Source organism: Priestia megaterium, assembly GCF_009497655.1.
Taxonomy (GTDB): domain Bacteria; phylum Bacillota; class Bacilli; order Bacillales; family Bacillaceae_H; genus Priestia; species Priestia zanthoxyli.
This window is the reverse complement of the sequence record NZ_CP023317.1, coordinates 3,338,321-3,364,285: the sequence shown is the minus strand read 5'-3', so window position 1 is coordinate 3,364,285 and position 25,965 is coordinate 3,338,321. Positions and strand designations below refer to the sequence as shown.

29 protein-coding genes are annotated in these 25,965 nt (G+C 39.6%); 22 read left to right on the top strand and 7 right to left on the bottom strand.

The window, feature by feature from the left end; genetic code table 11:
* The first annotated feature begins 17 nt into the window (after positions 1-17).
* Together CEQ83_RS17220 and CEQ83_RS17215 are read left to right on the top strand one after the other, a co-directional pair.
* Complete coding sequence (locus tag CEQ83_RS17220; protein WP_155017435.1) at positions 18-983, top strand: 2-hydroxyacid dehydrogenase; 966 nt, start codon at positions 18-20, stop codon at positions 981-983.
* A gap of 11 nt (positions 984-994) precedes the next feature.
* Positions 995-1,225: a DUF3953 domain-containing protein gene (locus tag CEQ83_RS17215; RefSeq protein WP_155017434.1), complete on the top strand. Its 231-nt coding sequence runs from the start codon at positions 995-997 to the stop codon at positions 1,223-1,225.
* Positions 1,226-1,253: 28 nt separating this feature from the next.
* Here CEQ83_RS17215 and CEQ83_RS17210 read toward each other — a convergent pair whose 3' ends face one another.
* A complete protein-coding gene (locus tag CEQ83_RS17210; RefSeq protein ID WP_155017433.1) occupies positions 1,254-2,129 on the bottom strand; it encodes a Cof-type HAD-IIB family hydrolase in 876 nt (291 codons plus the stop codon).
* Positions 2,130-2,293: 164 nt separating this feature from the next.
* On the opposite strand from CEQ83_RS17210, the gene CEQ83_RS17205 reads away from it, so the two are divergent.
* Both CEQ83_RS17205 and CEQ83_RS17200 read left to right on the top strand, forming a co-directional pair.
* On the top strand, positions 2,294-3,052 hold the full coding sequence (locus tag CEQ83_RS17205) for a DeoR/GlpR family DNA-binding transcription regulator (protein ID WP_014458988.1): 759 nt from the start codon (positions 2,294-2,296) through the stop codon (positions 3,050-3,052).
* 53 nt (positions 3,053-3,105) lie between these two features.
* Positions 3,106-3,315, top strand: a complete 210-nt coding sequence (locus CEQ83_RS17200; protein ID WP_028414708.1) for a hypothetical protein — start codon at positions 3,106-3,108, stop codon at positions 3,313-3,315.
* Between the two features lie 36 nt (positions 3,316-3,351).
* Here the strand turns inward: CEQ83_RS17200 and CEQ83_RS17195 are convergent, their stop codons facing one another.
* Complete coding sequence (locus CEQ83_RS17195; RefSeq protein WP_028414707.1) at positions 3,352-4,041, bottom strand: YoaK family protein; 690 nt, start codon at positions 4,039-4,041, stop codon at positions 3,352-3,354.
* A gap of 73 nt (positions 4,042-4,114) precedes the next feature.
* Positions 4,115-4,615, bottom strand: a complete 501-nt coding sequence (locus CEQ83_RS17190) for a GNAT family N-acetyltransferase (protein ID WP_033580165.1) — start codon at positions 4,613-4,615, stop codon at positions 4,115-4,117.
* A 114-nt stretch (positions 4,616-4,729) separates the two neighbouring features.
* Between CEQ83_RS17190 and CEQ83_RS17185 the strand changes: the two genes are divergently transcribed.
* From CEQ83_RS17185 to CEQ83_RS17175, 3 genes are all read left to right on the top strand, one after another.
* Entirely contained in the window at positions 4,730-5,659 is a 930-nt protein-coding gene (locus tag CEQ83_RS17185; RefSeq protein ID WP_155017432.1) for a hypothetical protein, read from the top strand.
* Positions 5,660-5,763: 104 nt separating this feature from the next.
* Positions 5,764-6,393: a CPBP family intramembrane glutamic endopeptidase gene (locus CEQ83_RS17180; RefSeq protein WP_099331206.1), complete on the top strand. Its 630-nt coding sequence runs from the start codon at positions 5,764-5,766 to the stop codon at positions 6,391-6,393.
* A 225-nt stretch (positions 6,394-6,618) separates the two neighbouring features.
* The gene (locus CEQ83_RS17175) at positions 6,619-7,314 is read left to right on the top strand and encodes a FadR/GntR family transcriptional regulator (RefSeq protein WP_013058211.1); all 696 of its coding nucleotides are present in this window, start codon (positions 6,619-6,621) and stop codon (positions 7,312-7,314) included.
* A 55-nt stretch (positions 7,315-7,369) separates the two neighbouring features.
* Here the strand turns inward: CEQ83_RS17175 and CEQ83_RS17170 are convergent, their stop codons facing one another.
* Both CEQ83_RS17170 and CEQ83_RS17165 read right to left on the bottom strand, forming a co-directional pair.
* On the bottom strand, positions 7,370-7,945 hold the full coding sequence (locus tag CEQ83_RS17170; RefSeq protein WP_053074042.1) for a cysteine dioxygenase family protein: 576 nt from the start codon (positions 7,943-7,945) through the stop codon (positions 7,370-7,372).
* Positions 7,942-9,123 carry an acyl-CoA dehydrogenase family protein gene (locus CEQ83_RS17165; protein WP_155017431.1) on the bottom strand — a complete coding sequence of 394 codons (1,182 nt, stop codon included), beginning with the start codon at positions 9,121-9,123 and terminating at the stop codon, positions 7,942-7,944. Before CEQ83_RS17165 ends, CEQ83_RS17170 begins: the two co-directional genes overlap by 4 nt.
* A gap of 301 nt (positions 9,124-9,424) precedes the next feature.
* Here CEQ83_RS17165 and CEQ83_RS17160 point away from each other — a divergent pair, with 301 nt between their 5' ends.
* From CEQ83_RS17160 to CEQ83_RS17110, 11 genes are all read left to right on the top strand, one after another.
* Complete coding sequence (locus CEQ83_RS17160) at positions 9,425-10,300, top strand: LysR family transcriptional regulator (protein ID WP_014458996.1); 876 nt, start codon at positions 9,425-9,427, stop codon at positions 10,298-10,300.
* 160 nt (positions 10,301-10,460) lie between these two features.
* Positions 10,461-11,645 (top strand): CaiB/BaiF CoA transferase family protein, encoded by a 1,185-nt coding sequence (locus CEQ83_RS17155; protein WP_115654529.1) that lies wholly within the window; start codon positions 10,461-10,463, stop codon positions 11,643-11,645.
* Positions 11,646-11,701: 56 nt separating this feature from the next.
* On the top strand, positions 11,702-12,787 hold the full coding sequence (locus tag CEQ83_RS17150) for an LLM class flavin-dependent oxidoreductase (RefSeq protein ID WP_155017430.1): 1,086 nt from the start codon (positions 11,702-11,704) through the stop codon (positions 12,785-12,787).
* A gap of 26 nt (positions 12,788-12,813) precedes the next feature.
* The gene (locus CEQ83_RS17145) at positions 12,814-13,596 is read left to right on the top strand and encodes an ABC transporter permease subunit (protein ID WP_014458999.1); all 783 of its coding nucleotides are present in this window, start codon (positions 12,814-12,816) and stop codon (positions 13,594-13,596) included.
* Positions 13,597-13,614: 18 nt separating this feature from the next.
* The gene (locus CEQ83_RS17140) at positions 13,615-14,385 is read left to right on the top strand and encodes an ATP-binding cassette domain-containing protein (RefSeq protein WP_014459000.1); all 771 of its coding nucleotides are present in this window, start codon (positions 13,615-13,617) and stop codon (positions 14,383-14,385) included.
* A gap of 12 nt (positions 14,386-14,397) precedes the next feature.
* The gene (locus tag CEQ83_RS17135; RefSeq protein ID WP_148262917.1) at positions 14,398-14,784 is read left to right on the top strand and encodes a hypothetical protein; all 387 of its coding nucleotides are present in this window, start codon (positions 14,398-14,400) and stop codon (positions 14,782-14,784) included.
* A gap of 19 nt (positions 14,785-14,803) precedes the next feature.
* Positions 14,804-15,559, top strand: a complete 756-nt coding sequence (locus tag CEQ83_RS17130) for an enoyl-CoA hydratase/isomerase family protein (protein WP_014459002.1) — start codon at positions 14,804-14,806, stop codon at positions 15,557-15,559.
* A gap of 37 nt (positions 15,560-15,596) precedes the next feature.
* Positions 15,597-16,568, top strand: coding sequence for an aliphatic sulfonate ABC transporter substrate-binding protein (locus tag CEQ83_RS17125; RefSeq protein ID WP_014459003.1), 972 nt, complete (start codon positions 15,597-15,599; stop codon positions 16,566-16,568).
* A 38-nt stretch (positions 16,569-16,606) separates the two neighbouring features.
* A complete protein-coding gene (locus CEQ83_RS17120; RefSeq protein WP_226555106.1) occupies positions 16,607-17,662 on the top strand; it encodes an ABC transporter substrate-binding protein in 1,056 nt (351 codons plus the stop codon).
* 32 nt (positions 17,663-17,694) lie between these two features.
* Complete coding sequence (locus CEQ83_RS17115) at positions 17,695-18,462, top strand: class II aldolase/adducin family protein (RefSeq protein WP_014459005.1); 768 nt, start codon at positions 17,695-17,697, stop codon at positions 18,460-18,462.
* Between the two features lie 77 nt (positions 18,463-18,539).
* Positions 18,540-19,565 carry an ABC transporter substrate-binding protein gene (locus CEQ83_RS17110; RefSeq protein WP_014459006.1) on the top strand — a complete coding sequence of 342 codons (1,026 nt, stop codon included), beginning with the start codon at positions 18,540-18,542 and terminating at the stop codon, positions 19,563-19,565.
* Positions 19,566-19,585: 20 nt separating this feature from the next.
* Here CEQ83_RS17110 and CEQ83_RS17105 read toward each other — a convergent pair whose 3' ends face one another.
* Positions 19,586-20,059 carry a hypothetical protein gene (locus CEQ83_RS17105; RefSeq protein ID WP_115654523.1) on the bottom strand — a complete coding sequence of 158 codons (474 nt, stop codon included), beginning with the start codon at positions 20,057-20,059 and terminating at the stop codon, positions 19,586-19,588.
* A 74-nt stretch (positions 20,060-20,133) separates the two neighbouring features.
* The gene (locus CEQ83_RS17100; RefSeq protein ID WP_155017429.1) at positions 20,134-21,264 is read right to left on the bottom strand and encodes a GerAB/ArcD/ProY family transporter; all 1,131 of its coding nucleotides are present in this window, start codon (positions 21,262-21,264) and stop codon (positions 20,134-20,136) included.
* A gap of 327 nt (positions 21,265-21,591) precedes the next feature.
* On the opposite strand from CEQ83_RS17100, the gene CEQ83_RS17095 reads away from it, so the two are divergent.
* From CEQ83_RS17095 to CEQ83_RS17080, 4 genes are all read left to right on the top strand, one after another.
* Entirely contained in the window at positions 21,592-22,074 is a 483-nt protein-coding gene (locus CEQ83_RS17095; RefSeq protein WP_155017428.1) for a GNAT family N-acetyltransferase, read from the top strand.
* A 2-nt stretch (positions 22,075-22,076) separates the two neighbouring features.
* Positions 22,077-23,156 carry a DNA alkylation repair protein gene (locus CEQ83_RS17090; RefSeq protein ID WP_155017427.1) on the top strand — a complete coding sequence of 360 codons (1,080 nt, stop codon included), beginning with the start codon at positions 22,077-22,079 and terminating at the stop codon, positions 23,154-23,156.
* Positions 23,157-23,312: 156 nt separating this feature from the next.
* A complete protein-coding gene (locus CEQ83_RS17085) occupies positions 23,313-23,897 on the top strand; it encodes a hypothetical protein (protein WP_155017426.1) in 585 nt (194 codons plus the stop codon).
* 396 nt (positions 23,898-24,293) lie between these two features.
* On the top strand, positions 24,294-25,949 hold the full coding sequence (locus CEQ83_RS17080) for a M14 family metallopeptidase (RefSeq protein ID WP_155017425.1): 1,656 nt from the start codon (positions 24,294-24,296) through the stop codon (positions 25,947-25,949).
* Positions 25,950-25,965 lie beyond the last annotated feature (16 nt).

The following is a 25,965-nucleotide window of genomic DNA, read 5'->3' as shown; positions in this document are numbered from 1 at the left end:
GAAAAGGAGAGATCAACATGGGGAAATACAAAGTTGTTATGTCTGGAAAGACGTGGCCAAACGCTTACGAAAAGCTAGCGGAACACTGCGATATTCAAATGTGGGAAGGAGAAGGGAAAATTCCACAAGAAACGCTGCGCGACTGGCTTCGTGATGCTGATGGCTTTTTTAATATCGGCCACATTACAGTGGATGAAGAGCTGTTAGAAGCAGCACCGAATCTGCGCGTTATTTCTCAATCAGGCGTCGGGTATGACAGTGTAGATGTCGAAGCGTGTACCAAAAAAGGCGTGCCGTTTAGCAATACGCCAGGAGTGCTAGTAGAAGCAACGGCAGACTTAACGTTTGGTCTCTTATTGTCAGCAGCTCGCCGCATTCATGAAGGCTATGAAAAAGTGAAACAAGGAAACTGGGAAACGGTATTCGGCGTTGATTTATTTGGAAAAACGCTTGGTATTGTTGGAATGGGCGATATCGGAAGCGCCGTTGCCAGACGAGCAAAGGCATCGGGTATGAACATCGTTTACCACAACCGAAGCCGCAAGCATGAAGCAGAAAAAGAGCTTGATGCCGTATATCTTTCGTTTGAAGAACTGCTTCACACAGCTGACTGTATCGTATGCTTAGTACCGCTTTCAGATCAAAGCAAAGGCATGTTTGGAGAAGCGGAATTTAAAGCTATGAAAAACAGCGCGTATTTTGTGAACGCAGCGCGCGGAGGATTAGTGGACACTGAAGCACTGTACGAAGCGCTGAAAAATGAAGAAATTGCGTATGCTGCACTGGACGTAACAGACCCAGAGCCGCTTCCGGCAGATCACAAGCTGCTGCAGCTTTCAAATGTGCTAGTAACGCCGCATATTGGAAGCGCTACGTACGAAACGCGCAATCGTATGGCGGATCTAGCCGTACAGAACCTGCTTTTAGGCCTTGAGAAAAAGCCTTTAGTGACGTGCGTGAATGAAGAAGTGAACTACAAGTAAGGAGAGATTTTTTGTTAAAAGCATTACAGCTTATTTTTTCAATTATTACCGTTGGACTGGCTCTTTATATTATGCTCACTCACAATGACCAGTTCCTTTCGCTTTTAAATATACTTCTAGGCTTAACGATGCTAGTTTTAGGAGCAATTGAGTGGAAAAAAAGAAAGAAAACCAGCGCGTGGCTGCTGTTTTTCGTTGCGCTATTCAGCTGGTTTGCCGGTCTTTATCGCATGACGATTTAAAAACGCTTGGCATTTGCCAAGCGTTTTTTTAATGTGCTTTTAGCTGCGTTTCTAACACGTTTTCAATAACGGAAGCTACTCCGTTTTCATCGTTTGTTAATGTAACGTCATCAGCTAGTGCTTTAATTTCTGCATGCGCATTTGCCATAGCGATTCCTTTTCCAGCTCTTTGCAGCATCGATACGTCGTTAAAGCTGTCTCCAATGGCAATGGTATCGTGAAGAGAAGCGCCAACCTCTTTTACAACGTAGTTTAATGCGTTTCCTTTTGACGCATCTTTGTGTTCGAGTTCAAAGTTATGATCAGCGGAAGAGACAAGGGTCATGTCGTGCTGCTTGCTAAAGTGATCCCAGCCTTTTTTTCGTTTTTCATCATCAAATGAAAAAGCCAATACGTTATAAAGCTCAGCGTTTGTATTTAAAATATCTTTATACGATGCAACAAAGGCAAATCCCGTTTGGCTGTACTGCTTAGCCGCCGCGTGATGAAGTCTTTCTTCGTCCACGTTTTTATTGGCGCTTTTTACTCGGTCAATTTCAATGGCCAGCAGCTCACGGCCTGAGTTTGGCGTATAAATGGCATGTTCAGCAAACACTTCATAATAAAATTCGTTTGCATCCAGCCACTGAAGCGCTTCTTTTACGTGATGGGCATCAATTGGAACAGAATGTCTGAGCTGTCCGTCCGGGTCATGAATAGTCGCTCCGTTTGCGGCAATCACCCAAAGGTTGGAAAGCTCAGCTTTTTTTAAAATTTCCTGCACGTCGAAATAAGCGCGCCCCGTAGCAACCACGACTTCAACTCCGTGTTTTTGCGCTTTTTTAATTGCTTCTGCATTAATTGTGCTAATTTCACTGCTGCTATTTAAAAGAGTTCCATCTAAGTCTGTAAAAATCATCTTCATAAACTATCTCTCCCTTTGACTGTTATTACTTGTTTTTGCATGTTTTATCTTGTTTATCCTACAATAAACGAAAAAACACTGATAATCAAGCGTTTTTACATTGTTTTTACAAAAGAAACAAGTATAATAAAGTAAAAAGCAGAAAGAAAACAGGTGAACAAGCAATGTTAAAACAAGAAAGACGCAAACAAATTATGAATTTGCTTGAAAAAGAAGGGCGCATTGTAGCTACGACGCTTAGCCAAACGCTGAACGTTTCAGAAGATACAATCCGCAGAGATCTGCGGGAAATGGACGCGCTTGGTCTGTTGCAGCGCGTACACGGAGGAGCGCTTCCTCGTTCCACGTCTGCGGTTGATTACAAAGAGCGTAAACGTGAATTGATGGATGTTAAGCATTCACTTGCCGTTGCGGCGCTTCCGTTAATTAAAGACGGGCAGGTGCTCTTGATGGACGGAAGTACAACAAATATTCAGCTCGTCAAAGCTTTTCCAAAGAATTTAAACGTTACGGTTATTACAAACAGTCCGTTAATTACCGTTGCACTAGCGGAACATGACTTTGTAGAAGTTGTTTCTCTTGGAGGAACGTTTCGAAAAGAATCGATGGTCACAGTAGGACAAAGCGTGGTTGATACGCTTAAGCAAATTCGAGCGGATCTTTGTTTTTTAGGCGTATACGCAATCGATCCTAAAATCGGTATGAGCATTCCTTTGCTTGAAGAAATGCACATCAAAAGTCAAATGATAAAAAGCGCGAGTGAAGTAGCGGCTATTGTAACAGCTAAAAAACTCAATACGTCTTCAACGTACACGTTCAGCTCAGCCAACTCACTAGATTGGCTCATTACAGAAGAACATGTGAACGAAACCGTGTTAAATGCTTATCGCGAAATCGGCATTGAAGTGATCACAAATAAATAGTAGTTTTGGTAAGGAAGTATATGGTAATGTAGAGTAAAAAAGGAGCTTGAGCGATGAGCGAACAAATAGATGTTACGCAGGAATTAGCGAAGCTTCAGCAAAGAGTCGAACACCTAGAGGAAAGAGTGGAAAAAGCAGAGTCCAGGCAAGGCCCTTTATGGTTTCTATGGGAAGCTATACGATCAATTTTAATTGGACTATTTATTGTAGGACCTGTGGTCGCCATTATTTTTGGCGTGTTAGGGGCACTATCCGGAAAATAAAAGACCCGTTTCTTTATTGAAACGGGTTTTTTATTATTATTTGTTTTCTGAATCAGAACGAAACTTCGTGCTGACAAAAATGATAATGGCTAATAGAATCACAATTGGCAGCCAAATAATTTCAAATTTATAAGCTGGCTCTGCAAGTGCGGCGATAACAGCGCCAAAGCAGTAAAGCACAAGAGACAGCGCGCGAAGAATCGCATCGGTGTTAAACGTTTTGCGGTAGCGAGGGCTGCGAAAACGTGCCGTTACGTCTTCAAAGAAGTTAGCAAGCGTCCCTGTTAATACAGTTGTAGAAATTCCGGCTACGCCAAGCTTTCGAGCGGCCGTTGTTTGAAGACCCATTGCTGAGCTTAATAAGAAAATAAATAAGTAAGTTAAGTGTAAAGAAGGAGAAAACGAAGATAAAAGTGCAAAAACAAGTAAAATCAATCCTTCTATTCCAAGGGCAATCGTTACGGCTTTAGGCCAAAACGTTTTTTCTTTGTTTCCAACTAGGATTGCAGCTCCTACAACTCCTACAATAAAACCTCCTAAAGCTGTGAGGGAATGAAAAACAGTTGTTTCAAGCGAGTTTCCGATTGCTAACCCAAGCAGCACGATGTTTCCCGTCATATTTGCAGTAAAGATATGGCCAAGGCTTAAGTAGCCAATTACATCCACAATACCTGCTGTTACGCAAAGAACGAGCAAAATAATGTTTCGATAAGTAGAATTCGTCACGGTAAGTCATCCTTTCTTTTTATACCAACTAAACAGTTTACCGTGAAGAAAAAAATCTGTCCAGAGAGTTGTCCTACAAATTTTCAAGTGTGTCCCACCCAAAAGCCACTTCAGATAGAGATGTACCATCAATGATAACGTCGGCGCGATCGATTCTTTTTCCGCCAAGCGCTTCATAAAATTGACAGGCGCCGTTTTGTTCAAAAGCCCATGTGAGCATCGTATGTATATCACGGTCTACAAGCTCTTGCGCTATTTTATGCATAAGCGCTTTGCCAATTCCTTTTCGCTGATGCTCTGTGAGTAAATACATGGCATACAGTTCTCCGGTATAGGAAGGATGCTTGTTGGTTCTTTCTTTACCATAAGAAGCAAAGCCTACGATTTGACCGTTTTCTTCTGCAACGAAAACAGAATTTGATTCCAGCTGCTTTTTCCAGATGGCTTTTCGTTTTTCAGCGTTCAACGAATGTAAAAAAGAATCCGGAACAAGTCCTTTATAAGTCGATTTCCAGCTTTCTACATGTACGTGGGCAATGCCCGCTTCATCACCAATCCTCCCTTGACGTATCATCTGCTCACCTCGTTTTTTCTATATTTTAACATAAATTTAAAGGTGGTATCCCCGTTTTTCCGTTTTCTTTGTATATATATAGTAGCTATTTTACATAACAAAGGAGATGACGTAATGAGTAAATTATTATTAAAAGATCAGCCGTTACTTGTACTGCCGGCGCTTGCAGTCAAAGTAGGAGTGAACGGAGCGCTGTTTCTTCAGCAGCTTCACTACTGGCTTAAAAAAAGCGTAAACGTGCAGGACGGATATACGTGGGTATACAATACCAATCAGCAGTGGCTGCAGCAGTTTCCGTTTTGGTCGCTTTCAACAATTCAACGCATCATTTCAAAGCTTGAAAAAGAAGGGTTGATTATAAAAGGAAAATACAACCGCTCTAAATTTAACAACACGGTTTGGTACCGAATTGATTATGAGCAATTAGAAAAGCTTATGCCAAGCGATGAATTTGAAGAGCTCGAAGATGTCAATTTGACAGAAAGGGCTAGTCAAATTGAAGCAGCGGAGCCGGTCACAGTGACGGCGTCATTAACAGAGACTACAGCAGAAAATACAAATCAAATAAAAAGAGAAGAAGATGCGGATGACGCTTACGTCCAAAGGTTGGAAGCTGCTTTTATTGCTAGAAGAAACCGAGGGATGTATCCTTCAGCCAGTGATTTAAAGCATATGTACGAAGTCGCAAAAAGCGAAATACCACTAGAAACGGCGCTATCAGGACTGCATGAAGCATTCGATCGCTACGTGCCTAAATACAGTGGTGATACGATTCGAGCGTTTGCTTATATCAAACAGCATCTTTTTCATAAGCATTATGTAACATCACAGCGAGCGCTAGCGAGTCAACAGACTGACAAGCCGATTTCCTACCTCAATAAAAAGCGTGTCGTTCGCAGAGAATTGACGCCGGATTGGCTAAGAGAAAATGAAGAGGCAGCGCCTTTAGCTTCAGCTTTTAAAGACGATGCTCACTTTGAAGAAGAAAAGAAAAAGCTGGCAGAAAGTCTTCGCGAGCTGGAGCAAGAATTAAAAAATAATTGAAAATAACACTGGACTTTTATAAGATAAAAGATAGTAAACCTTTTGAAGACGAAAGGTTTACTTGGTAAATGAAAAGCGGCTTTTAAAGAAGGTGCGCCATAAACGTGATAAAATTTTTGTTTTTGCTGTTCATGCCTACAATCTTTGTTTTTTTCGGTTTGTGGCTTATCCAAAATGTGTTGGTAACATTTGTTTGCTTTTACGGCTGGATGTTTATGATTTTATATGCGAATAATAAAATTAACTTTAAGGTAGCGCTTACAAAGAAATCTCTGTATGTGGGAACTCTCAGCGGAATTCTATGTGCCGCTGCGATAATTGGAAGCAGCCTGCTTTTTTCTGGTAAAATCTTTCATGTGAAAGATATGCAAGCGGTTTTGCAAATATGGGGATTTAGCGGGTGGAAAGTTGCCGTTTTAGCCGTCGTTTTAATTTTTATTAATCCTGTTTTAGAAGAAATGTATTGGCGGGTGTATATACAAAATAAAGTGAAAAAGCATGTTTCTGTACTTGCTTCAAGCGCTGTCACATCAAGCTTTTATACGCTTTATCACGTATTCATTATCCTTCCTGTTTTTGTATTTCCGTTTAATGTGATCTCGGTAATAGGTGTCTTTTCAGCAGGTATGATGTGGGCGTATATAAGAGAGCAATATGGTATCAAAGGGGCCATCATCAGCCATGCGCTAGCGGATGCGGCGATTATGATTGTATACGGATTATATGTAAGATAGTGGTATTATATCAAAAAACCATGAATCGTTATTCATTTATAACTTGTTTTCATGGTATAATAACAATAATAGTAAAATTTTATCAACACATTTGAATTGAAATAATGTATACTTGTAATACAAAGATTGAAGCGTTTACATAAATCGGAATACACATAGTTAATCTGGGTCCGATGAAAACTAAAAAAAGAGAGAGAGATAATTACTTGGAGGAGGAATAGAAGTATGTTTGTACCTATTGAGCGTAAAAAAGTATCTAGTCAAGTGCTTGATCAATTAAAGAAAATGATTAAAGAGAAAACGTTCCCGCCAGAGTCTCGTTTACCGTCGGAACATGAACTGTCAAAAATGTTTGGAGTGAGCCGCGCACCAATTCGTGAAGCGCTAAGCGTTCTTTCTGCCAGTGGATTGATTGAATCAAGACAAGGCGGAGGAAGCTACGTAAAGCGTGTAAACTTAGTGGGCATGCTTGATCCAATGACGTTTGAAATGGTTGAAGCAGATCAGGTTCTTGAATTAATTGAAATGCGTATTATCATCGAGTCGCAGGCAGCAAGCTTAGCCGCGCTGCGCCGCACAGATGAAGAACTGATTGAAATTAAAGAATCGTTAGAAGCATTTAAAAAGACGGTTCATAACAGTGAAGAAATTGGACATGAAGCAGACTATCGTTTTCACCATGATATCGTGAAAGCAGCTCATAATTCATTCCTTCTTCATGCCGTAGAAGATTTAGGGCATTTATATCGAAAAGCGCTTGCTTATTCGTTAAATAAAAGCCAAAAAGAAAATCGCAAGCAAACGGATGCTGACCATGAACGCATTTTTGAAGCGATTAAAAATGGAGAGCCAGAAGAAGCAGCAGAAGCGGTTCGTGATCACTTAGAGCACGTTCGCCAAAAAGTAATGGTATCTCAATAATAAAAAAACGATAGCCCTTGAGGCTATCGTTTTTTTATTGCTCTATAGACTAATATTACGTGTACAGTGGGACTTCATTTTCATGAGCCGTCACGATATTTTTAGAAGAAGCAGATTCATCATAAATATGTCTCTTCTGTAAACCAATATCTGTTCCATAAAGGTGAATGGTAATAGCCGGTTCAGCAAATGGATTACGGACACTGTGTATATCTCTATTCGGAGGGTATACATACGAAATATCCTGAGCTTTAGCTGTTACTACCTCCACTTTCTTTAAGGCGTAGCTGTCTTGTTCGCTTTTAACTCTTTGGTACCTTGTTTCCTCAATTGCTCCCTCATATATCCCGACCAATCCCCATACTAAATGATCGTGTATAGGAGCGGTTTGTCCAGGTCCCCATACGAAACCAACGATTGAAAAAGCTTCATCCTCTGGTTTATATAACAAGAACTGGCTATATTTATTTTTCTTAGGCTGTCTATATGTAGCGGGCAATAAATCTTTTGTTTTTAAAAATAAGTCGAAGTGAGGTTTGAGTTGTTCCACAACTTCTTTTTCTAAGCTTGTTTGCTGTAAGACGTTGCGAATGGCAACTTCTAATTTTTTAATGTGTGTTGAAATAGTCATTGATTTTCCTCCAGGTCAAGGTGGTTTTTATAATTTTGCAGCGTCCAGGTGCCAAGGCGCTGAATTTCATAATTGATAGGGGCGTGCAGGGATAGGGTTCTAATATTCCTCCAGAAGCGATCGTAGCGGTACGTGTTAGACGTTGCTCTGCTACCCATGACGTCAAAGATTCTTGAGGTAATATCTAATCCTGCTGTAGTAATAAATGCTTTAGCTACCCCTATAGAATTTTGAATGCTGGTTTTTTCTTTTTCTGTAAGGTTCCAACCTTTCTCCCAAGCCTCTTGAAATGCAGCAGTAGTTTGGGAAATTAACGATTCAGCTGCTTCGTATTGAATGTGGAATTTTCCAAGATGTCTTTGAATGTAAGGGTCATCTATGGCAGATGAATGTTGGGCAAAACGAGCTCTCGTCTTCGTTGAAACGTATTGTAGGGCTTCGTTGATGGCGCTTTTTGTAACCCCTAACATAATGTGTGAAATAAGAAAATTAGCAATGCTTGATCGGATGCTTAAAAATTCATCGTTCGGTGGAACAGCTGCTAGAATATCTTCTTTGTAAACAGGCACATTTTTAAATGTAATGGACCCACTGTCTGTTTGCCTCTGTCCAAAATGATCCCAGTCACCGTTAACTTCAATGCCTTGACGGTTAGTTGGTATGACTGCAATTAATGGAATCTCGGTCTCTTCAAAAATACTAGATACAATTAAATAATCAGAGTCTGCACTTCCAGAACAAAAGGTTTTTTTTCCGTTTAACAAAATGCTTGAATTCTTTTTTGTAGCAAAAAGATTTAAATCAATAGGATTGAAGGCATTGCCCCAAAAGAGATTTTGTTGAATTGTTTGTTGGTAGTAAAAATCTGATTGCTCCGATGTTCCATAAAAGTAAGGAGTTGTAAGGTTAAGGAAATGATAGCCGTACACATGCGCTAGCGAGCTGTCTGCTTGAGCAAAAATCTGTACAACTTCACACACATCTCCCCAAGTTTTACCCATTCCACCCAGCCTTTCGGGAGTTAAAAGATTCAGCAATCCACTTTCTCGAATAAGGTCTCGCTCCCATTTCGGATTTCCACCTTCCCTGTCGCGCTGAATGGCCGTTTTCTGAAATTCAGCTGCTAATAGATAAGCTTGTTCTTGTATTGATCTTTTCATAGGGGAATGAATTGGCATATGTTATTCCTCCTTAAGCTTTAATTGAGTAGAGATATGTCATATAAAACCAAAAACTTAGTTAACATGATAAAGGGAAAAGAACCTTTTGTATAATTGAAAAAAAAGAATTGATTATTCAATAAAAATGAATTGTTTTATTTTAATACCTAATTCAAACGTGATTTTTGTAGACATCAAAGGGGTTTGACTTATAAAGTAAATAGCTAAAGAAGTGATAAAACTTACTTACTAGATAACTAATAACGAAGTAGTTGCTGTAGGTTTTTGAGCTATCTATAAAGGAGGAGGTAGCAAGTAAATGGATTTACGAACGATTAAAACATTCCAAACTATTGCGCGCTTAGGAAGTTTTCAAAAAGCAGCAGAAGAGCTAAAGTACGTACAATCAACGGTTACGATGCAAATACAAAAACTCGAATCAGATTTGGGCGTAAAGCTCATTGAACGAGGGAAAAAAATACATTTAACAGAAGCAGGGAGGCTTTTTCATGAGAAAGCAGACCTTTTATTAAGAGATTTGGAGTACGTACAAGATACTATGCAGCAATGGCTTCATGGAGAAGCTGGTAAAGTACGGGTAGGAGCCATTGAGCCCATGGCGATTTTTCGCTTGCCGAGCATCTTACTGCCGTTTAATGAAAGATACCCTAATGTTCAATTAAGTATCCAAATTGATAATACACAGAACTTAACAAAGATGATTAAAGAAGGAGAGCTTGATTTGGCTATCTGCAATACGCCTAATTTGGATCATACAACATTATTTGAGCCGCTTTTTATTGAAGAAGTATCCCTGTTAGTACCTAAAAACCATCCGTTAGCTGTGAAAAATCAAGTAGAACTTGCTGATTTCAAAGGAGAACGCCTTCTTTTGAGCGGGTTTGTGTGCAATTACCGAATCAGTTTGGAGAAGTCGTTGGTGGAAGCTGGTGTTAGTCCTGACATTCGACTTGAAGTGAACAGCATGTCCGCATTAAAAGAATATGTGCAAGTGGGATTTGGAATCGCTGTAGTACCTGATGTTATGGTAAGGAACCCGCCACCCGGAACGGAAATAAAAAAGATTTACGACCTCAAAATTGGCGTAACAACAGGTATTTTAAGAAAAATTAATGCTGTAACCAATGGAACGGCCGTTGAGAATTTAATTCGGCTCATAAAGACCCACTTTTAATGACTCTATTTTTTGAAGTTCATTTTTTTTGAATCAACTATTCGGATTTATCAATTATACAAATCTAGGAAAGTGAGATATACTTTGTGAAAACATAGTAAGTTGATTGATTAAGTTTAATTAAAAATGAGTTAAATTACGAAAAGAAAGGAAAAGTGAAATGAATTTACCTAGTAACCAACCGCTATCTGGTATACGCGTTCTTGAATTCGGTCAAATTGCAGCCGGTCCATATACTGGAATGCTGTTAGCTGATTTAGGAGCCGATGTTGTCAAAGTCGAAAATCCAAATGGTGGGGACGGCATGAGGCTTTGGCCGCCATTTGTAAGAAATGAAGAGGAAGAAGAGTACAGTGCTAACTTTTCATCTCTAAATCGGAATAAGAGAAGTATATGTATCGATTTTAAAGATGAAGATCAATTAGCAACTTTAAGGGAGTTGTGTTTACAAGCTGATGTAATTGTAGAGAATTTTCGTCCAGGAGTATTAAAGAAGTTTCGACTAGATCACGAGAGTTTATCTAGTATTCATCCCAAGCTAATCTATTGCTCTATTTCAGGGTATGGACAGGAAGGGCCTTATGCTCATAAAGGAGCTTTTGATGTAACAGTTCAAGCAATAAGCGGATTAATGAGCGTCACAGGTGAAGAAAATGGAGAAGCAGTTAAATGCGGTGTGCCGGTAGCCGATTTTGCTGTTGGACTGTACGCCGCCTATACAATCACAGCAGCTGTTTTAAATGTTCAAAAAGGAGGAGAAGGTACTCATATTGATTGCTCCATGTTAGGAAGTGTACTAGGTATTTCAGCTTTGCAAACGAGTGAATATTTCGGGAACAAGCAGCCGCCGAAACGGTTAGGAACTGCGCATCCCCGCAATGCTCCTTATCAAGGATTCTACGGAAGTGATAAACCATTTGTCATTGCAGCTGGTAATAATAAACTTTGGAAAGAAGTATGCGAAGCAACCAAATTAGAAGAGTTGTTTACAGATCCTAGATTCGTGGACCAAACCGCACGTGCTAAAAATCAAAAAGAGCTTGCAGCTCTTTTACAAAAGGTATTCAGCACAAAGCCAGCTGAAGTGTGGATTGCTGAATTTGATCAAAGAGGCGTTCCATCAGCCCCGGTAAATGATTTCTCTGAAGCATTAGCTAGTCCGATGGCACAGTCATTGGATATCGTTAGAGATGTGCCTTTACCAAATGGTTCATCTATACCGACAGTAGGGTTCCCTGTAAAGGTTAAAGGGTATGAATTTCACGTGTATCGAAAGCCACCCTTACTAGGCGAGCACACAAATGAAGTCCTTCAAGAATGGAAGAAAGTATCCGTAAAGGCCTAAATTTGTTTTAAAACATACTATTTTTATAGAAAAAATATGATATTGGAGGAATAAGAATGGTTGAAATCCTTACAATGTCTCCTACATCAGGAGACGGAAAATATGTTGGAGTGCCCTGGGACATTGAGCCTTCTTTTGAATATAATCATCAAATTGCTCAAATGGCCGAGCAGACAGGTTTTTCAGCGCTGCTTCTCCCGGTAGGAGCAGAATGCCTAGATGCATCAATTGTAGCTTCATCTTTGATACAATCAACTGAAAATTTAAAATTCTTATATGCAGCTAGACCAGGCTTTATTAGCCCAACAGTCTTTGCAAAGCAATTTGCTACGCTCGATTATTTATCAAATGGAAGAGCTGTTATTAATGTGGTTACAGGTGGTTCGCAGGCTGATTTAGAAAGAGATGGTGATAGTCTTCCCCATCATTTACGCTACAAAAGAACCGAAGAATTTGTTCATATTTTAAAACGTTTATTTACCGAAGACGTGGTAAACCATCAAGGAGACTATTACTCTATAAAAAATGCATCTCTTTTCCCAAAACCAGTGCAACGCCCAAGACCTGAGATTTTTATGGGAGGAGCATCTGAAGCTGGTAAACAAGTGGCTGCTAAATTAGCAGATGTCTACATGATGTGGGGAGAAACATTGGAAAATACAAAGCATCGAATCGAAGAAATGAAACACCTAGCAGCCAAAGAAGGAAGAACGCTGAAGTACTCGGTTTCTCTTCAAGTTATTACAGCAGATACGGAAGAGAAGGCTTGGGAGAAAGCCCATAATCTAATTAGCAAAGTAACTCAAAGTAGCTTAGAAAGTAAAAAGAAATTTAGATTAAAAGATGAATCTGTTGGTCATCAAAGGTTGGAAGATTTAATGCAAGAATCAAAAGAAAAGGATTTTATTATTGGACCTAACCTTTGGGCAGGCTTAACTCAAGTTTTAAGCGGGAACTCTATTGCATTAGTTGGAACACCAGATCAAATAGCTGATCGCGTGGTAGAGTATGTAGATTTGGGGTTCGAAAAAGTATTGCTAAGAGGGTTTCCTCATTTAGAAGTAATTGAAGATATTGGGAAAAAAATCATTCCAAAAGTTAAAGATCGATTAAAAGAAAATCAAGCAAGTGTTCGTTTGTAAGATAGTAAAGCAGAGGAGGTCTAATTGTGAATAGCAAGCAAGCAAACATTTATAGCAAACGAGTAGCACCTTGGGTTTTACCAATTCTATTAGTTGCACTCTGGGAACTATTTTCGGTTACAGGTATTGTATCAAAAGAAACACTTCCTTCTCCATTAGATATTTTATATAGTGCAATTCATCTAGTTCAAACTGGTGAGCTGTTCAATCATATTAAAGTAAGCTTTAGCCGAGCGTTTATTGGTTTTGCCATTGGAGGAAGTATTGGTCTTATTTTAGGAATTGTAAACGGAGTATATCCTGTTGCCGAAAAACATTTGGATACAACCATCCAAATGTTTCGGAATATTCCGCATTTAGCTCTTATTCCACTAGTGATTTTATGGTTAGGAATAGGAGAAGAAGCGAAGATTTTTTTAGTAGCGATCGGCGTATTCTTCCCTATCTATGTAAATACGTATCATGGAATCATTTCAGTTGATAAATCGTTAATTGAAATGGGGAAAGTATATGGTTTAAGCAAAAATAAACTTTTAGTACGAGTGATTTTTAAAGGAGCCCTTCCATCCGTTTTAGTTGGTATTCGCTATTCGTTAGGGATTATGTGGCTGACTTTAATTGTAGCAGAAACTGTAGCAGCTGATTCTGGCATTGGTTACATGGCGATGAATGCACGTGAATTCATGCAAATTGATATTGTTATTGTTGCTATCTTGCTATATGCCATCTTAGGAAAAGTTGCTGATTCTTTAGCAAAGCTATTAGAAGTAAAGCTATTGAAATGGAATCCAAACTATCAAAAATCGTAAAGTAAGGAGTGAGAGAATATGAAATATAAAGGTGGAGGAATTCAATTACAAATACAGCATTTAAAAAAAATCTTTGGAGATGTCGAAGTCTTGAAAGGGATTGATTTAGATATAGCGCCCGGTGAATTCGTCGCTATCGTTGGGCAAAGCGGTTGTGGAAAAAGCACGTTATTAAGACATATTGCAGGGTTAGAAAAAGAAACAAGTGGGCAAATCATGCAAAACGGGGAAAGATTACATTCAATCAATCCCTACGCTCGATTTATGTTCCAAGATTCAAGGCTGCTACCATGGGAAAAAATCGTGGCCAATGTAGGTGTTAGTCTAGGGTTAAAAGGCGAGTGGAAAGAGCAGGCGTTAATTTCTCTTAAGCAAGTAGGACTAGAAAGCAGAGCAAATGAGTGGCCGTCTGTTTTATCCGGTGGGCAGCGTCAGCGAGTAGCACTCGCTCGAGCGTTAGCCACTCAGCCGAAGCTGCTGCTATTGGATGAGCCGCTAGGTGCATTAGATGCATTAACGCGTATCGAAATGCAGGAATTGATCGAAGGAATTTGGCAAGAGCAACGCTTCACAGCTCTTTTGGTGACTCATGACGTTTCAGAAGCTATTACGCTAGCGGATCGAGTTATTTTAATTGAACAAGGAAAGATTGCGATGGATTTACGTATACCTCTTCCGAGACCTCGTGAAAGGGGAAGTCATTCGTTTGGAAAACTAGAAAGCAAAGTACTAGCAAGAGTCATGAAAAAAGAAACGTCGTCGCTTTTAGAAGATGCTACGACCGTATAAAAGGAGAAGAGTATGATGCGAGTGGCAGTTGTATTAAATAGCAAGACAGAAAAAATTGTGCCCATTGTGGAAGGAGACATTATCCGGTTATACGATACGGAAACAGAAGAAACAGAAGATGTTACAAATCCCTCTATTCATTTAAGTGAAGGAAAGAGAGGCGCGGTTGTTAAATGGGCTGAAAGTCGAGGCATAAAGGTTCTAGCGGCACCGCCTAGTATGCTGTGTGAGTTATCTTATGGCAGCGCCAAGTCGAAAGGTTTTCATTATTACCGTGTAAGTTCTGACACAGGCTTTGCAGAGTTTCAGCAGCGTTTAAAAAACAAGAATATCGAATTAGTCACAGACTTGCCATCATTTGAAATTGAACCTAGTGCAGCTGTGCTGCCCAACGAGTAAAGATTGGGAAGGAGAAGCTATGAAGTATGTAAATATAACAGTTAATCGTCAGCTGTCATCTAAAAAAATCGTTACTCTATCCTTGCACGCACCTCATAATCTTAATGCTATTAATCAAGAATTATACGAAGAGCTCAAGCAATCCTTGGAGGAGATTTCACAGGACAAAGCAATAGGCGCATTGATTTTAAACAGTGACGTATCTAATGCTTTCAGTGCAGGCGTGGATTTACAATTTATTCAAAATTTAAGTAATGAAGAAGCGAGTGATTTTTTCACTAATCTATCGAAGCTGCTAGATACGCTTATTCACTTTCCAGTTCCCACGATTTCTTTCGTCAATAGATATGCCTTCGGAGCAGGAGCTGATCTGGCTATTTCATGCGATGTACGCATTGCCAGTGAATCAGCATACTTTCGATTTCCCGGTCCGCAGTTTGGCTTGGTTTTAGGGACACAGCGGTTGGTTAATGAAATCGGTTCTTCCAAAGCTCGTTTTTTAGCATTGTCAGGTAAGAAGATAAATGGACAAACTGCTTTGGAGTACGGCTTAGTTCATGAACTAAGTGCAAATGAAGAAGCTGGCCAAAAGACTGCTTTGAAATGGGCAAGCACCTTAGCAAACGTTCCATCATACACGACTCAAACAATAAAAGAAGTTTGCCATTCAGGAGAGTCTTTTCATGAACTGACGCGTGCTTCAGTGCTAGAAGGAGATTTCATGAAGCGATTCAGTCAGTATGTGCAAGGTAATAAGAAAAAAGTACGTCAGTAGGCAAAATAAATGCTGAAAAAGCTAGAGGAGATTTGAGATGATTCAAAAAAAAAGATTTTATGCAACAACCATTATTTTGCTGTTGCTCCTAGCTTTAAGCGGATGTGGAGGAAGTAAAGAGACAGCAGCGGGCAATCAGTCAGTAGAAGAAAAAGGTGTCGTAAAAGTAGGATATCAAAAGTCTGCACCTATGCTGCTATTAAAGAAAAAGCAGCTGTTGGAAAAGAACTTAGGGAAATTAGGATATGAAGTGAAGTGGTATGAGTTCAATACAGGAATTGCAGTAGCAGAGGCGTTGAATGCAGGGAGCATCGATATTGGGGGGTTAGGTGATTCTCCTTCTTTATTTGGAAAAGCAAGAGGGCTTGATTTTGTATATATTGCAAGCGAACCTTCTGTGCCTGAATCTGAAGGTATTTTGGTAAAGAAAGATTCTTCTATTAAAACTATTAAGGATCTTAAAGGTAAGAAAATTGCTTTTAATAAAGCGTCAATCTCCCAATACTTGCTGTTAAAAACGCTGAAGTCGGAAGGGTTGACAGAGAATGATATAAACCCAGTGTATCTTAATCCGCCAGAAGCCAGTGTTGCTTTTTCACAAGGGCAAGTAGATGCATGGGTTATATGGGAGCCATACTTTACAACAACTGCAAATAAGGGTAATCGCGTGTTATCAGATGCTACTGGTCTTGTTTCCTTTCGTTCTTTCTATGTAGCTGGTGAAAAATTTGTGAAAGATAATCCGAAAGCAACAAAACAAATTGTATTAGAGCTTCAAAAGGTTGGAAAAGAAATTAATAAAAATCCTCAGGAAGCAGCTGAATTAGTATCAGATGCTACCAAGATTCCAGTTGACACTTGGAAAGAGATCTTGAAGAAAAAGCCAGCCGATGTTCAATTTATGAATCAAAAAGCTGCAGATGACCTTCAAGAGCAGGCGAATGACCTCTTAGAAATGAAATTAATTACAAAACAAATTGACGTTGAAAACTCGTACTGGTCTCCTTAAAAATGAGAAGAAAATATGAAAGGAGCGTGTAAAAAGATATGAAGGTTAAAGGGGCGGCCAGTGTTCAAATGAAAAAGCGAGCTTTTCATCTTCAATTTCTGCTTCTCTTACTAACTATAGTTATAGGATGCTTGATGACCGCTTGTGATCAAAAAAGCTCCGCTAGTGAACCGGAAAAAAATAAGCTATCTGATGTAACGCTACGAGTAGCGCAAACAGGATGGAGCAGTATTGAAGAAGAGTTAAAAGCAGCGGGGCTAGAAAATACACCATATAAGATTGATTATAGTGTATTTCAAGGTGGAAACCTTCAGCTTGAAGCGATGGCAGGAGGTCATATAGATTTTTCGCTATCGAGCGAAATTCCTCCTATCTTTGCTAATTTATCTGAAGGCAATGGGAATTTCAAAGTAGTTGCGGTGCAAGAAGGTAATACATTAAATCAAGAAGTGGTTGTTCCCAAAAATTCTTTAATAAAAACCGTAGCCGACTTAAAAGGGAAAAAGGTTGCTTATGTAAAAAATACAACCGCTCATTATTTTTTACTCAAACTGCTAAAAGAAGCAGGATTAGAGTGGAAAGACATTAAGCCAGTGGAACTTTCTACATCTGATGGGCTCACAGCGCTTTTAGGAGGAAATGTGGATGCATTTGCAAGCTATGGTGTCTCTATTATATCTGCTCATGAAAAGGGGGCAAAAACGATAGCAAGTGGTAAAGACATTTTATCAGGAAACTTCCTCATTACCGTGCCGCCTAAGCTCCTTGAGGATAAAAACAAAAAAGCGGCATTGGTTGACTTGCTGGATCGATTGCAAAAAGCCCATAAATGGACACGAGAAAATCAAGAGCAGTGGGCGAAGGTTGTCGCAACAAATACACATCAGCCAGTCAGTCAGGCACTAACAACACTAAAAGAAGGTGAAGAACAGCGTCCAAGCATTATTACTCCTATTACCACTCAGCAAATTAAATCAGAGCAAGATGTGGCGGATACGTTTTATTCAGAATCACTTTTGAAAGAAAAAATAGATGTTAAAAAGTTTTGGACAAAGGTATTAAATAGTGACGTAGAAAAAATAGGACTAAACTAAAAAAACGGAATATTCGGAAAGGTGAATGAGATATGTCAACAAAAGCAGCGTCTATTTATAATGAGCCAACATTTCACAATGTAGAGGAAGAACGTCAACATCGTAAGGAAAGGCTAGCAGGTGCTTTTCGGATTTTTAATCAATTTGGATTTAATGAAGGGGTGGCGGGACATATAACAGTTCGAGATCCTGAAAAAGAAGATCATTACTGGGTGAATCCGTTAGGTGTACATTTTGGACAAATGAAAGTAAGTGATTTGCATCTTGTTAATCACAGCGGAGATGTCGTCGTAGGGAATCGTCCAATTAATAAAGCGGCGATTGCGATTCACTCGCAAATTCATCAAGCAAGACCAGATGTAATCGCTGCTGCCCACTCTCACTCTCTTTATGGTAAAGCATGGTCGTCTTTAGGAAGGTTACTTGATCCGCTTACGCAAGACTCATGTGTATTTTATCAAGATCACGGCTTATTTGATGATTTTACGGGAGTAGTTTTAGAAAAAAGTGAAGGTGAACGCATTGCTGATGCACTTCAGCAATATAAGGGTGTTATTTTGAGGAATCACGGACTTCTCACGGTTGGAAATAGCGTAGATGAAGCGGCTTATTGGTTTATTGCTATGGACCGAGCTTGTCATGCTCAGCTTCTTGCTGAAGCAGCAGGAAGACCTATTCCAATTGATCATGAAACGGCTGTTTTGACGCACTCACAAGTAAGTAGTCCATCGGGAGGCTGGTTCAACTTTCAACAGCTATGGTACAAGCTGCTTGATGAGGAGCCCGATGTTTTAAACTAAATAAAAAAAGGGGCTTAGGCATTGATACAAACGTTTCAATGCCTAAGTAAGTACGATGAAAAGGGGAACATATACATATGAAAATCTTGCAAAAAGCTTCAGGTTTTATGAAGAGGAACCTATGTAAGCGAATTTTAGTAGTAAGCATTCTTACTATAGGAAGTGCATCTATTTTATCTGGCTGCAGTGAGGCAAATGAAACAGCAGGAAAAGAGAAAATAGATTTGTCAAAAGTAACAATTGTATTGGGAGATCAAGCTGGAATGACTAAGGCCAAAGTAGAGGCTTCTAAAGTACTTGAAGGTACACCTTACAAAGTAAAATGGGCAAGCTTTCAAGGAGCAGCCCCTTTATTTGAAGCAGTAAAAGCAGGATCAGTAGATACAGCTCCTGCCGGAGATACGCCTGTGTTAGCCGCCGCTGCATCTGACGTACCAATAAAGATTATCGCCACGAGCGTTTCTTCTCCGAAAGCCGTCGGGATATTAGTCAAAAAAAATTCATCAATTAAAACAATAAAGGATTTAAAAGGAAAAACGGTCGTCGTTTCTTCAGCAAAAGGCAGTATTGCACAATATTTATTAATTGAAGCGTTAAAAGAAGAAGGGCTGTCTACGAAAGATGTTAACGTTAAGTTTGTTCTTCCTACTGATGCAGCAGCAGCTTTCAAGGCCGGGCAGCTAGAAGCATGGGCTACTTTTGACCCGTATTTAGCGATTTCTGAGAAGAACGGTGGAAGAGTATTGCGTACAGGCGAAGGAATTAATACGGGGCTAGGGTTTATCACAGCCTCAGAAAAAGCACTGCAGGATCCCGGGAAAAAAGCAGCGCTTCAAGACGTAATTAAACGAATTTCTAAAGCATGGGAATGGGAAAACCAAAATAAAGAAAAGTATGTTAAATTGTATTCTGATATCACCAGATTACCTAATGATGTATCGAAAACAATTAATGGACGAGTAAATGCTGAAGTAAGACCTGTTAAAGAAGAAGATATACGTGCTGTACAGAAAGTAGCCGATGTATTTAAAGAAGAAGATGTATTGCCAAAAGAAGTGGACGTGAATAAATTAGTGGATAAAGAAATTTTTACTGCTAAATAAGATGAAGAAGCCTTTATTCTCTAAAGGCTTTTTGTTATTTTCCTCTCCAACTTACACACCCACCGGTAATACTGCACCACCATCCAAAACAGCAGCGGATTTAGGAGGAGCGAATACCACCACGTCCACCATCCGTAGTGAAAATACCCCCATGGAGCAGGGAGAAGGGCCACTACTTCATAAAGTAAAACAGCAACCGACCAAAGTAAAATATAGGCGGCTTTTTTTGTGAGCTTCCCGGCAAAAGGATAGTAGGTAAGAAAAAGCATGTTTACAGGCGGAATGAGAACAGTATAGGCAAAAATACCTTGCCAGTCTGTCTCTTGTGTAAAATACCAGTAGCCGTGAAATTTGAAATTAATGAAGACGTCAAAGATATGCTGAGCAGCAATGGTGAACATCCAAATGTGTACAATTTGATTTGCTGTGAAGCGCTTGTTTGTTTTAAAAGCAAGAATATTAAATATTAAAATAGAAAGAATTAATCCAATCATATTGGTTCTCCTTTTGGCTTCTTGACTATATTGTATAATTTTAGGAGATTAAATCCAATAGAGAAATGGACATACTATGAATTTTCTGCGGTATTTTTCACAGGGACGGACTGTGTTTTTTTTCGATTTCTTAAAAATGCGATCACGAGTAAAAGAGCAGGAATGACAATTTGAAACGGAAGGTGTAAAGTGAACGGAATGATTTTTAACCCTTCATATACGTGTTCGAAATAGTTTTGAGCAAGAGACAATGAATAAAACAAAACGACTAAGCCGACTGGAAATACAAGCGGTGACGGGTTTTTAAGCTGAAACACGTGGGAAAGCCCCAGCACAGTGGCATAGAAAAACAGACCGATTTTAAAGAAGCCGCCTGTGATTAAAGCCACCATAAAAAACACATCAAGCCGTTCTAAAAAACCTGCGAATTGAATGCTTTGAACAGTGCTTAAAAGCGGAAAAGCAGATCTCGATGTTAAGGTAACGCCCAGCACACCTATATTCACAATCATTGTGATCATAAGATTAATACCGTTTAACGTAATTGCGCTGAATACAATCAGAGCGGTCTTTTTCACATTTTTTGTATATGGGAAAATCATTGCAAATACAATGACTTCGCCAAAAGGAAAATACAGCGTCTGGCTGTAGGCAACCCTCAGCACTAAAGAAATACCGTTTTCAAGCATTGGCTTTAGACTTGAAAAATCAAGAAGGCCAGAAACGAAGATAAGAATAAAGCCAGCGACGGCGAGTACATAAATGAAGAAAAACAGCAGTTCCGCCGAACGTGCCATCGCTTCAATTCCTTGGCGAACCGTATAGATAATTCCCAGCATCAGTAACGCGTTCACTATAAACAGCGGCGTGTCAGGATAGACAAAAGTAAGAAGCATCGCGCCGAAATCGCGCAGCACCCGCGCGGCTCCGTTAGCAAAATATAATACGTAAAGAAAAGCCAGTATGCGTCCGGGCACTTTTCCAATAATTTTTTCGATATACTCCGTCAGCGCTAAATCGGGATAATAGCGGTGCAAGCGATAATAAATAAAAATGAGTGCATAGCTGCTGATCATACCAACTAAAATGGCAATCCAAGCATCTTGCTTAGCGTCCATCGCTAAGCCGACTAAAAAGGCGCTGCCAATCTCAAAGAGCGTAATTAACACAAACAGTTGCCATCCGCTAATTCGAGCATTTTCCACTGACTATTCGCCTCCTTTTCTACAGCTAGTATGCGCTTGTTAATATGGAGCATATGCATCATGTAAGTAAAGAGTTGGCAAATAAAAAGGGGTATTTTGTTAAAAAACAGATATGTTAACCGAAGAGATAAAAGAGAAAGACGTAAAAGGAGAGAGCTTATTGGATTTATTTGCAGTCCGCTTATTTACATAGTGGGAAGACGCTATCGAAAAAAACCTTCCGTTACTAAAAAAATATCATACTAACGAAAAAAGCCTTTTCTCTATAAAAGGCTTTTTTCTATGGCGAACATTTGTGCTATGATAGAAAAGCAAGGAGGATACAGCATGAAAGAAAAACAACAGTTTACCATACATACGAATAAAGAAAAACTTGATATAGATGTCATCTACTCGTACCTTCATCATGAATCGTACTGGGCAAAAGGAATTCCGCTTCACCTTGTTCAAACATCTATTGAACACTCCGTTTGTTTTGGCGTGTATGATGAGTGCGATAAACAAGTAGGGTTTGGACGAATTATTTCAGATTTTGCGACGTTTGCTTATTTGGCGGATGTTTTTATTCTTCCGCACGCGCGAGGCAACGGGCTTGGAAAGGCGCTGGTACAAGAGATGGTTCGCTATGAGCCGATTCAACACGTACGAAAAATTTTATTGGCAACAAAAGATGCTCACGGTTTGTACAGTCAGTATGGATTTAAAGAAGTTAAAAATAAGCAGCTGTTTATGCAAATTTTTAAAAAAGGCATGTACGAGCGGGCGCTTTATTCAAAAGAAAATAAAATACTGCCTGGAAAAGAGGGATAGATATGGCTGAAGAGTTACGTAAAAGCGTATTTAATGAAGAATTGATTACGCACTTGAGCGACGCTTTTTCACGTGAAATGAGTTCATTTGATCAAAAAGCATTTCATGAGCTGGTTTTTCAACAGGACTGGGAAGACTTAGCGCTGAAAGAGCGCATGAGAAGAATTACGCTTTCCATGCATGAAGTGCTGCCGGCGGATTATGAAGAAGCGCTTCATATTCTCTATAAAGTGGCTCCAACAGTAGGAGGACTTCAAGGTACGATTTTTCCAGATTACGTTGAACTTTACGGATTGAATGCTTGGGAAGCTTCAATAAAAGCACTCGCTTTTTTTACGCCGTTTTCCACGTCAGAATTTGCGGTGCGTCCGTTTTTGATTCAAGATACAAATCGAATGCTCCAGCAAATGATTGAATGGGCAGGGGATGAAAACCATCATATTCGAAGATTAGCAAGTGAAGGAAGCCGGCCTAGACTTCCATGGGGACAATCAGTACCTGCGTTAAAGCAAGATCCGAAGCAAACGCTGCCGATTTTAGAACAGTTAAAACGCGATGAATCGCTCTATGTCCGCAAAAGCGTAGCCAATCATTTAAATGATATTTCTTACATAGAAAAAGATTGGATGCTTGACGTGATGAAAAGATGGTACGGAAAAGACGTTAAAACGGACTGGATTGTTAAACATGCGTGCCGTTCACTTTTGAAAAAAGGAGAGCCTGAAGCTCTGTCTCTTTTTGGCTATGGAGATGATCCGGGCGTGAGTGTCACAGGGCTTAGCTTACAGCCGCATGTCATTACGATTGGTGATAGCATTAACTTTTCCTTTGAACTATCGGTAGAAAAAAACATGCCGCTTCGCATAGAGTACGGAGTTCATTACGTAAAAGCAAAAGGAAACCGCACTCAAAAAGTGTTTATGCTAAAAAATGTTCAAGCAAAAGCAGGCCAAACGCTGACAGTCACAAGAAAGCATGCGTTTAAAGATTTAAGCACAAGAAAACATTACAGCGGTACGCATACGCTGTCTGTTATTGTAAACGGAGTGGTAAAAGCAGAAGCGGATTTTGTGATCGAGTAACTCTTTCCTTATGGAGAGAGTTTTTTTATGTTTCTATAGAGCTGATGAGGAAACGTAAGTCAATAGGTTGCTGTCCCTTTACTTATTTACAAAATCGACTGATAAACATTCATTTAAATTCCTTTTATGGTATATTAATCCTTAAGGAGTGGTGAAGTGAAAAAATTTATGGTGGGCACATTGAGTGCTTTTTTGGCAATGTCATTGGTAGCGTGCTCAAACTCTGCTAGCAAAGAAGAGAGCGGCTATAGCATTCAAAAAGTGAAAGTCAAGATAACGGATGATGCTGATTTAATTGGAAAAGTTGGTATACAAGATAGCAAAGGAAAAATGGTCGACGTAAAACCAAAAGCGCTGTATTACGAGTTTAAAATGAAGCAGCAAGGCAAGCGTAAATTCTATCAAAATGATAAAGACGAAATAGAAGCTAAAATTATACCGAATGAAGATTTAAAGAAAGCATCTATCAATACAGTAGGGGTTAATGTATTTGATGAGGGGCATGAGCAGTTTGGTACAGGGATGGGAATTGAAGAGTTTGACTATATGAAAAAAGGAAAAGTCGATGTGCACTACGATCTGGGGGCGACTGTTAAAAACAAAGACATGCCTATGGCTCCGTCCGATCAGGAATTAAAAAAACTCCAAAAGGCTGCGAGGCATGGTAAACTCGTCATCACGAGAAACAACAAAGAAATTGGCCGATATGATTTAGAAACGTTAGAATCTGTAAAGAACTGACTAATAGTAGAGATAGCTGCACGGAATACGAATCAGCTTACAATAGCTGCTGGGAGAAGTACTGAATTTTATAACAGTTCATACATAAAAAAGAGATTAGGACAAAAATAGTTTAGCTGAAGTGAAAAATGAACCATTGATCAACATGTTTGATTAGTGGTTCGTTTTTTTGTTAGGGTGAACATAGATTTCATTTGTCTTCAGATTGAATTGATTCTGCTATGTCCCAATCTTTTTGTTATAAAACAGAATTCGTCTCCTACGTTAAAATAGTTAAAAAGGTTCATCTTCCTTATCTTGAAGTTATTTCCTTAAACGGTATAATTATTTATGTAACATTTTAAATATTTTAAAAATTTAAAATGTCTAACCAAAGGGATGGGGAGGAGTAAATGAATGAAAAAAACTGTAAAACGAACGGCCGTGCCGGCGATTTTGTCGATTGGATTATTGCTGTCACCGCTTGCGGTACAAGCTGAGATGCCTTATTACGGAAAAGACTATAGTCAGCCGAAAAAAATTAAAGCGCTTTATCCGGAAATAAAGGTGAATGAAGCAACGCCGGCATTTATGAAAGGACAAGACGCATTTACGACTCAAGAAGAAATGATGAGCTATGTCCAAAAGCTTGCTCATAAAAGTCCGTACGTAAAGCTGAAGATTATCGGTAAATCACAGCAAGGACGAGACATTCCGGCTCTATATTTTTCAAAGGAAAAGAAGTTTGCAGATGGCAAAACATCCAAAAAGCCAACGATTTGGCTTCAAAGTCAAATTCACGGAAATGAACCGGCAAGCGGTGAATCCGTACTCGCTGTGGCGACGCGTTTGACAGAAGACTTTGGAAAAGATGTGTTAAATAAAGTCAACATTGTCATTGTGCCGCGCATTAATCCAGACGGATCTTATGCATTTAAACGTCAGCTAGCAAATAATTTAGACGGAAACCGTGACTACATAAAGCTTGAAAGCCCTGAAGTGCAGAGCGTAAGAGCTGAATTTAACCGTTTTTCACCAGAAGTCGTCATTGACGCTCATGAATATACGCCGTACAGCAGCGGATTTAAAAATATTGGTAAAGAAGGCGTGTGGAAGTATCACGATATTTTACTGCAGTCCGGTCGGAACTTAAATATTCCGCAGCGCATTCGAGACATGTCTGATGAGCTGTTTGTGAACAGTACGCTTACAGCCATTGAAAAGCAAGGATATTCAGGAGAAGTATACTATACGTCTCAAGTGAATAAACAAGGACAGCTTGAAGTAGAAGAAGGCTCAGTTGAACCGCGAATTGGCCGAAACTCACTAGGCTTGTATCCATCTTTTTCGTTTTTAGTCGAAAGCAGAGGAATCGGTATTGGACGAGAAGATTTTCCGCGGCGAGTGAGTGCGCAAATTGCTACGCAAGAAAAGCTGATTACCCAAACAGCTGATCACGCCAAACAAATTAAAGCGCTGATTGCCAAAGAAAAAGCGGCGCTTGTTAAAAAAGGAAAAAATGCAAATGACCATGACCAAATTGTTGTGAACAGCGAAAATAAAAAAATACCAAACTCCACGTTAGAAATGGTTGATGTGGAAAGCGCGTCTGTTAAAGAAATTCCTGTGACGTACTACAGTGCAAAAGAAGCAGCTCCGACGCTTGTCCGCGAGCGTCCGACTGCTTATCTTTTAAAACCAGGACATGAAGAGTTAGCAGAAAAACTGCAGGGACAAGGAGTAAAAGGCTTCAAGTTAACGAAAGAAACGGCTCTTTCAGTAGAAGCGTATTCGGTCAGCAGCCGCATTGAAAATGAAGTCTACGAAAACAAACCAAATGTAGATGTGCAAACAATCGTCAAGTCGAAAACGGTGACGTTCCCAAAAGGAAGCTACGTCTTTTTAACGTCTCAGCCGCAAAACAATTTATTGTCTCTATCCCTTGAGCCGGAATCAGTGGACAGCTTCACAACGTTTGGGTATTTGCCTTCAGAGGTAGGACAAGAACTTGATGTTTACCGGTTTACGCGTTCCATTGAAAAATCGCCTTTACAAAAAGAATCTCGTAAATAATGAAAAAGCGTGGAGC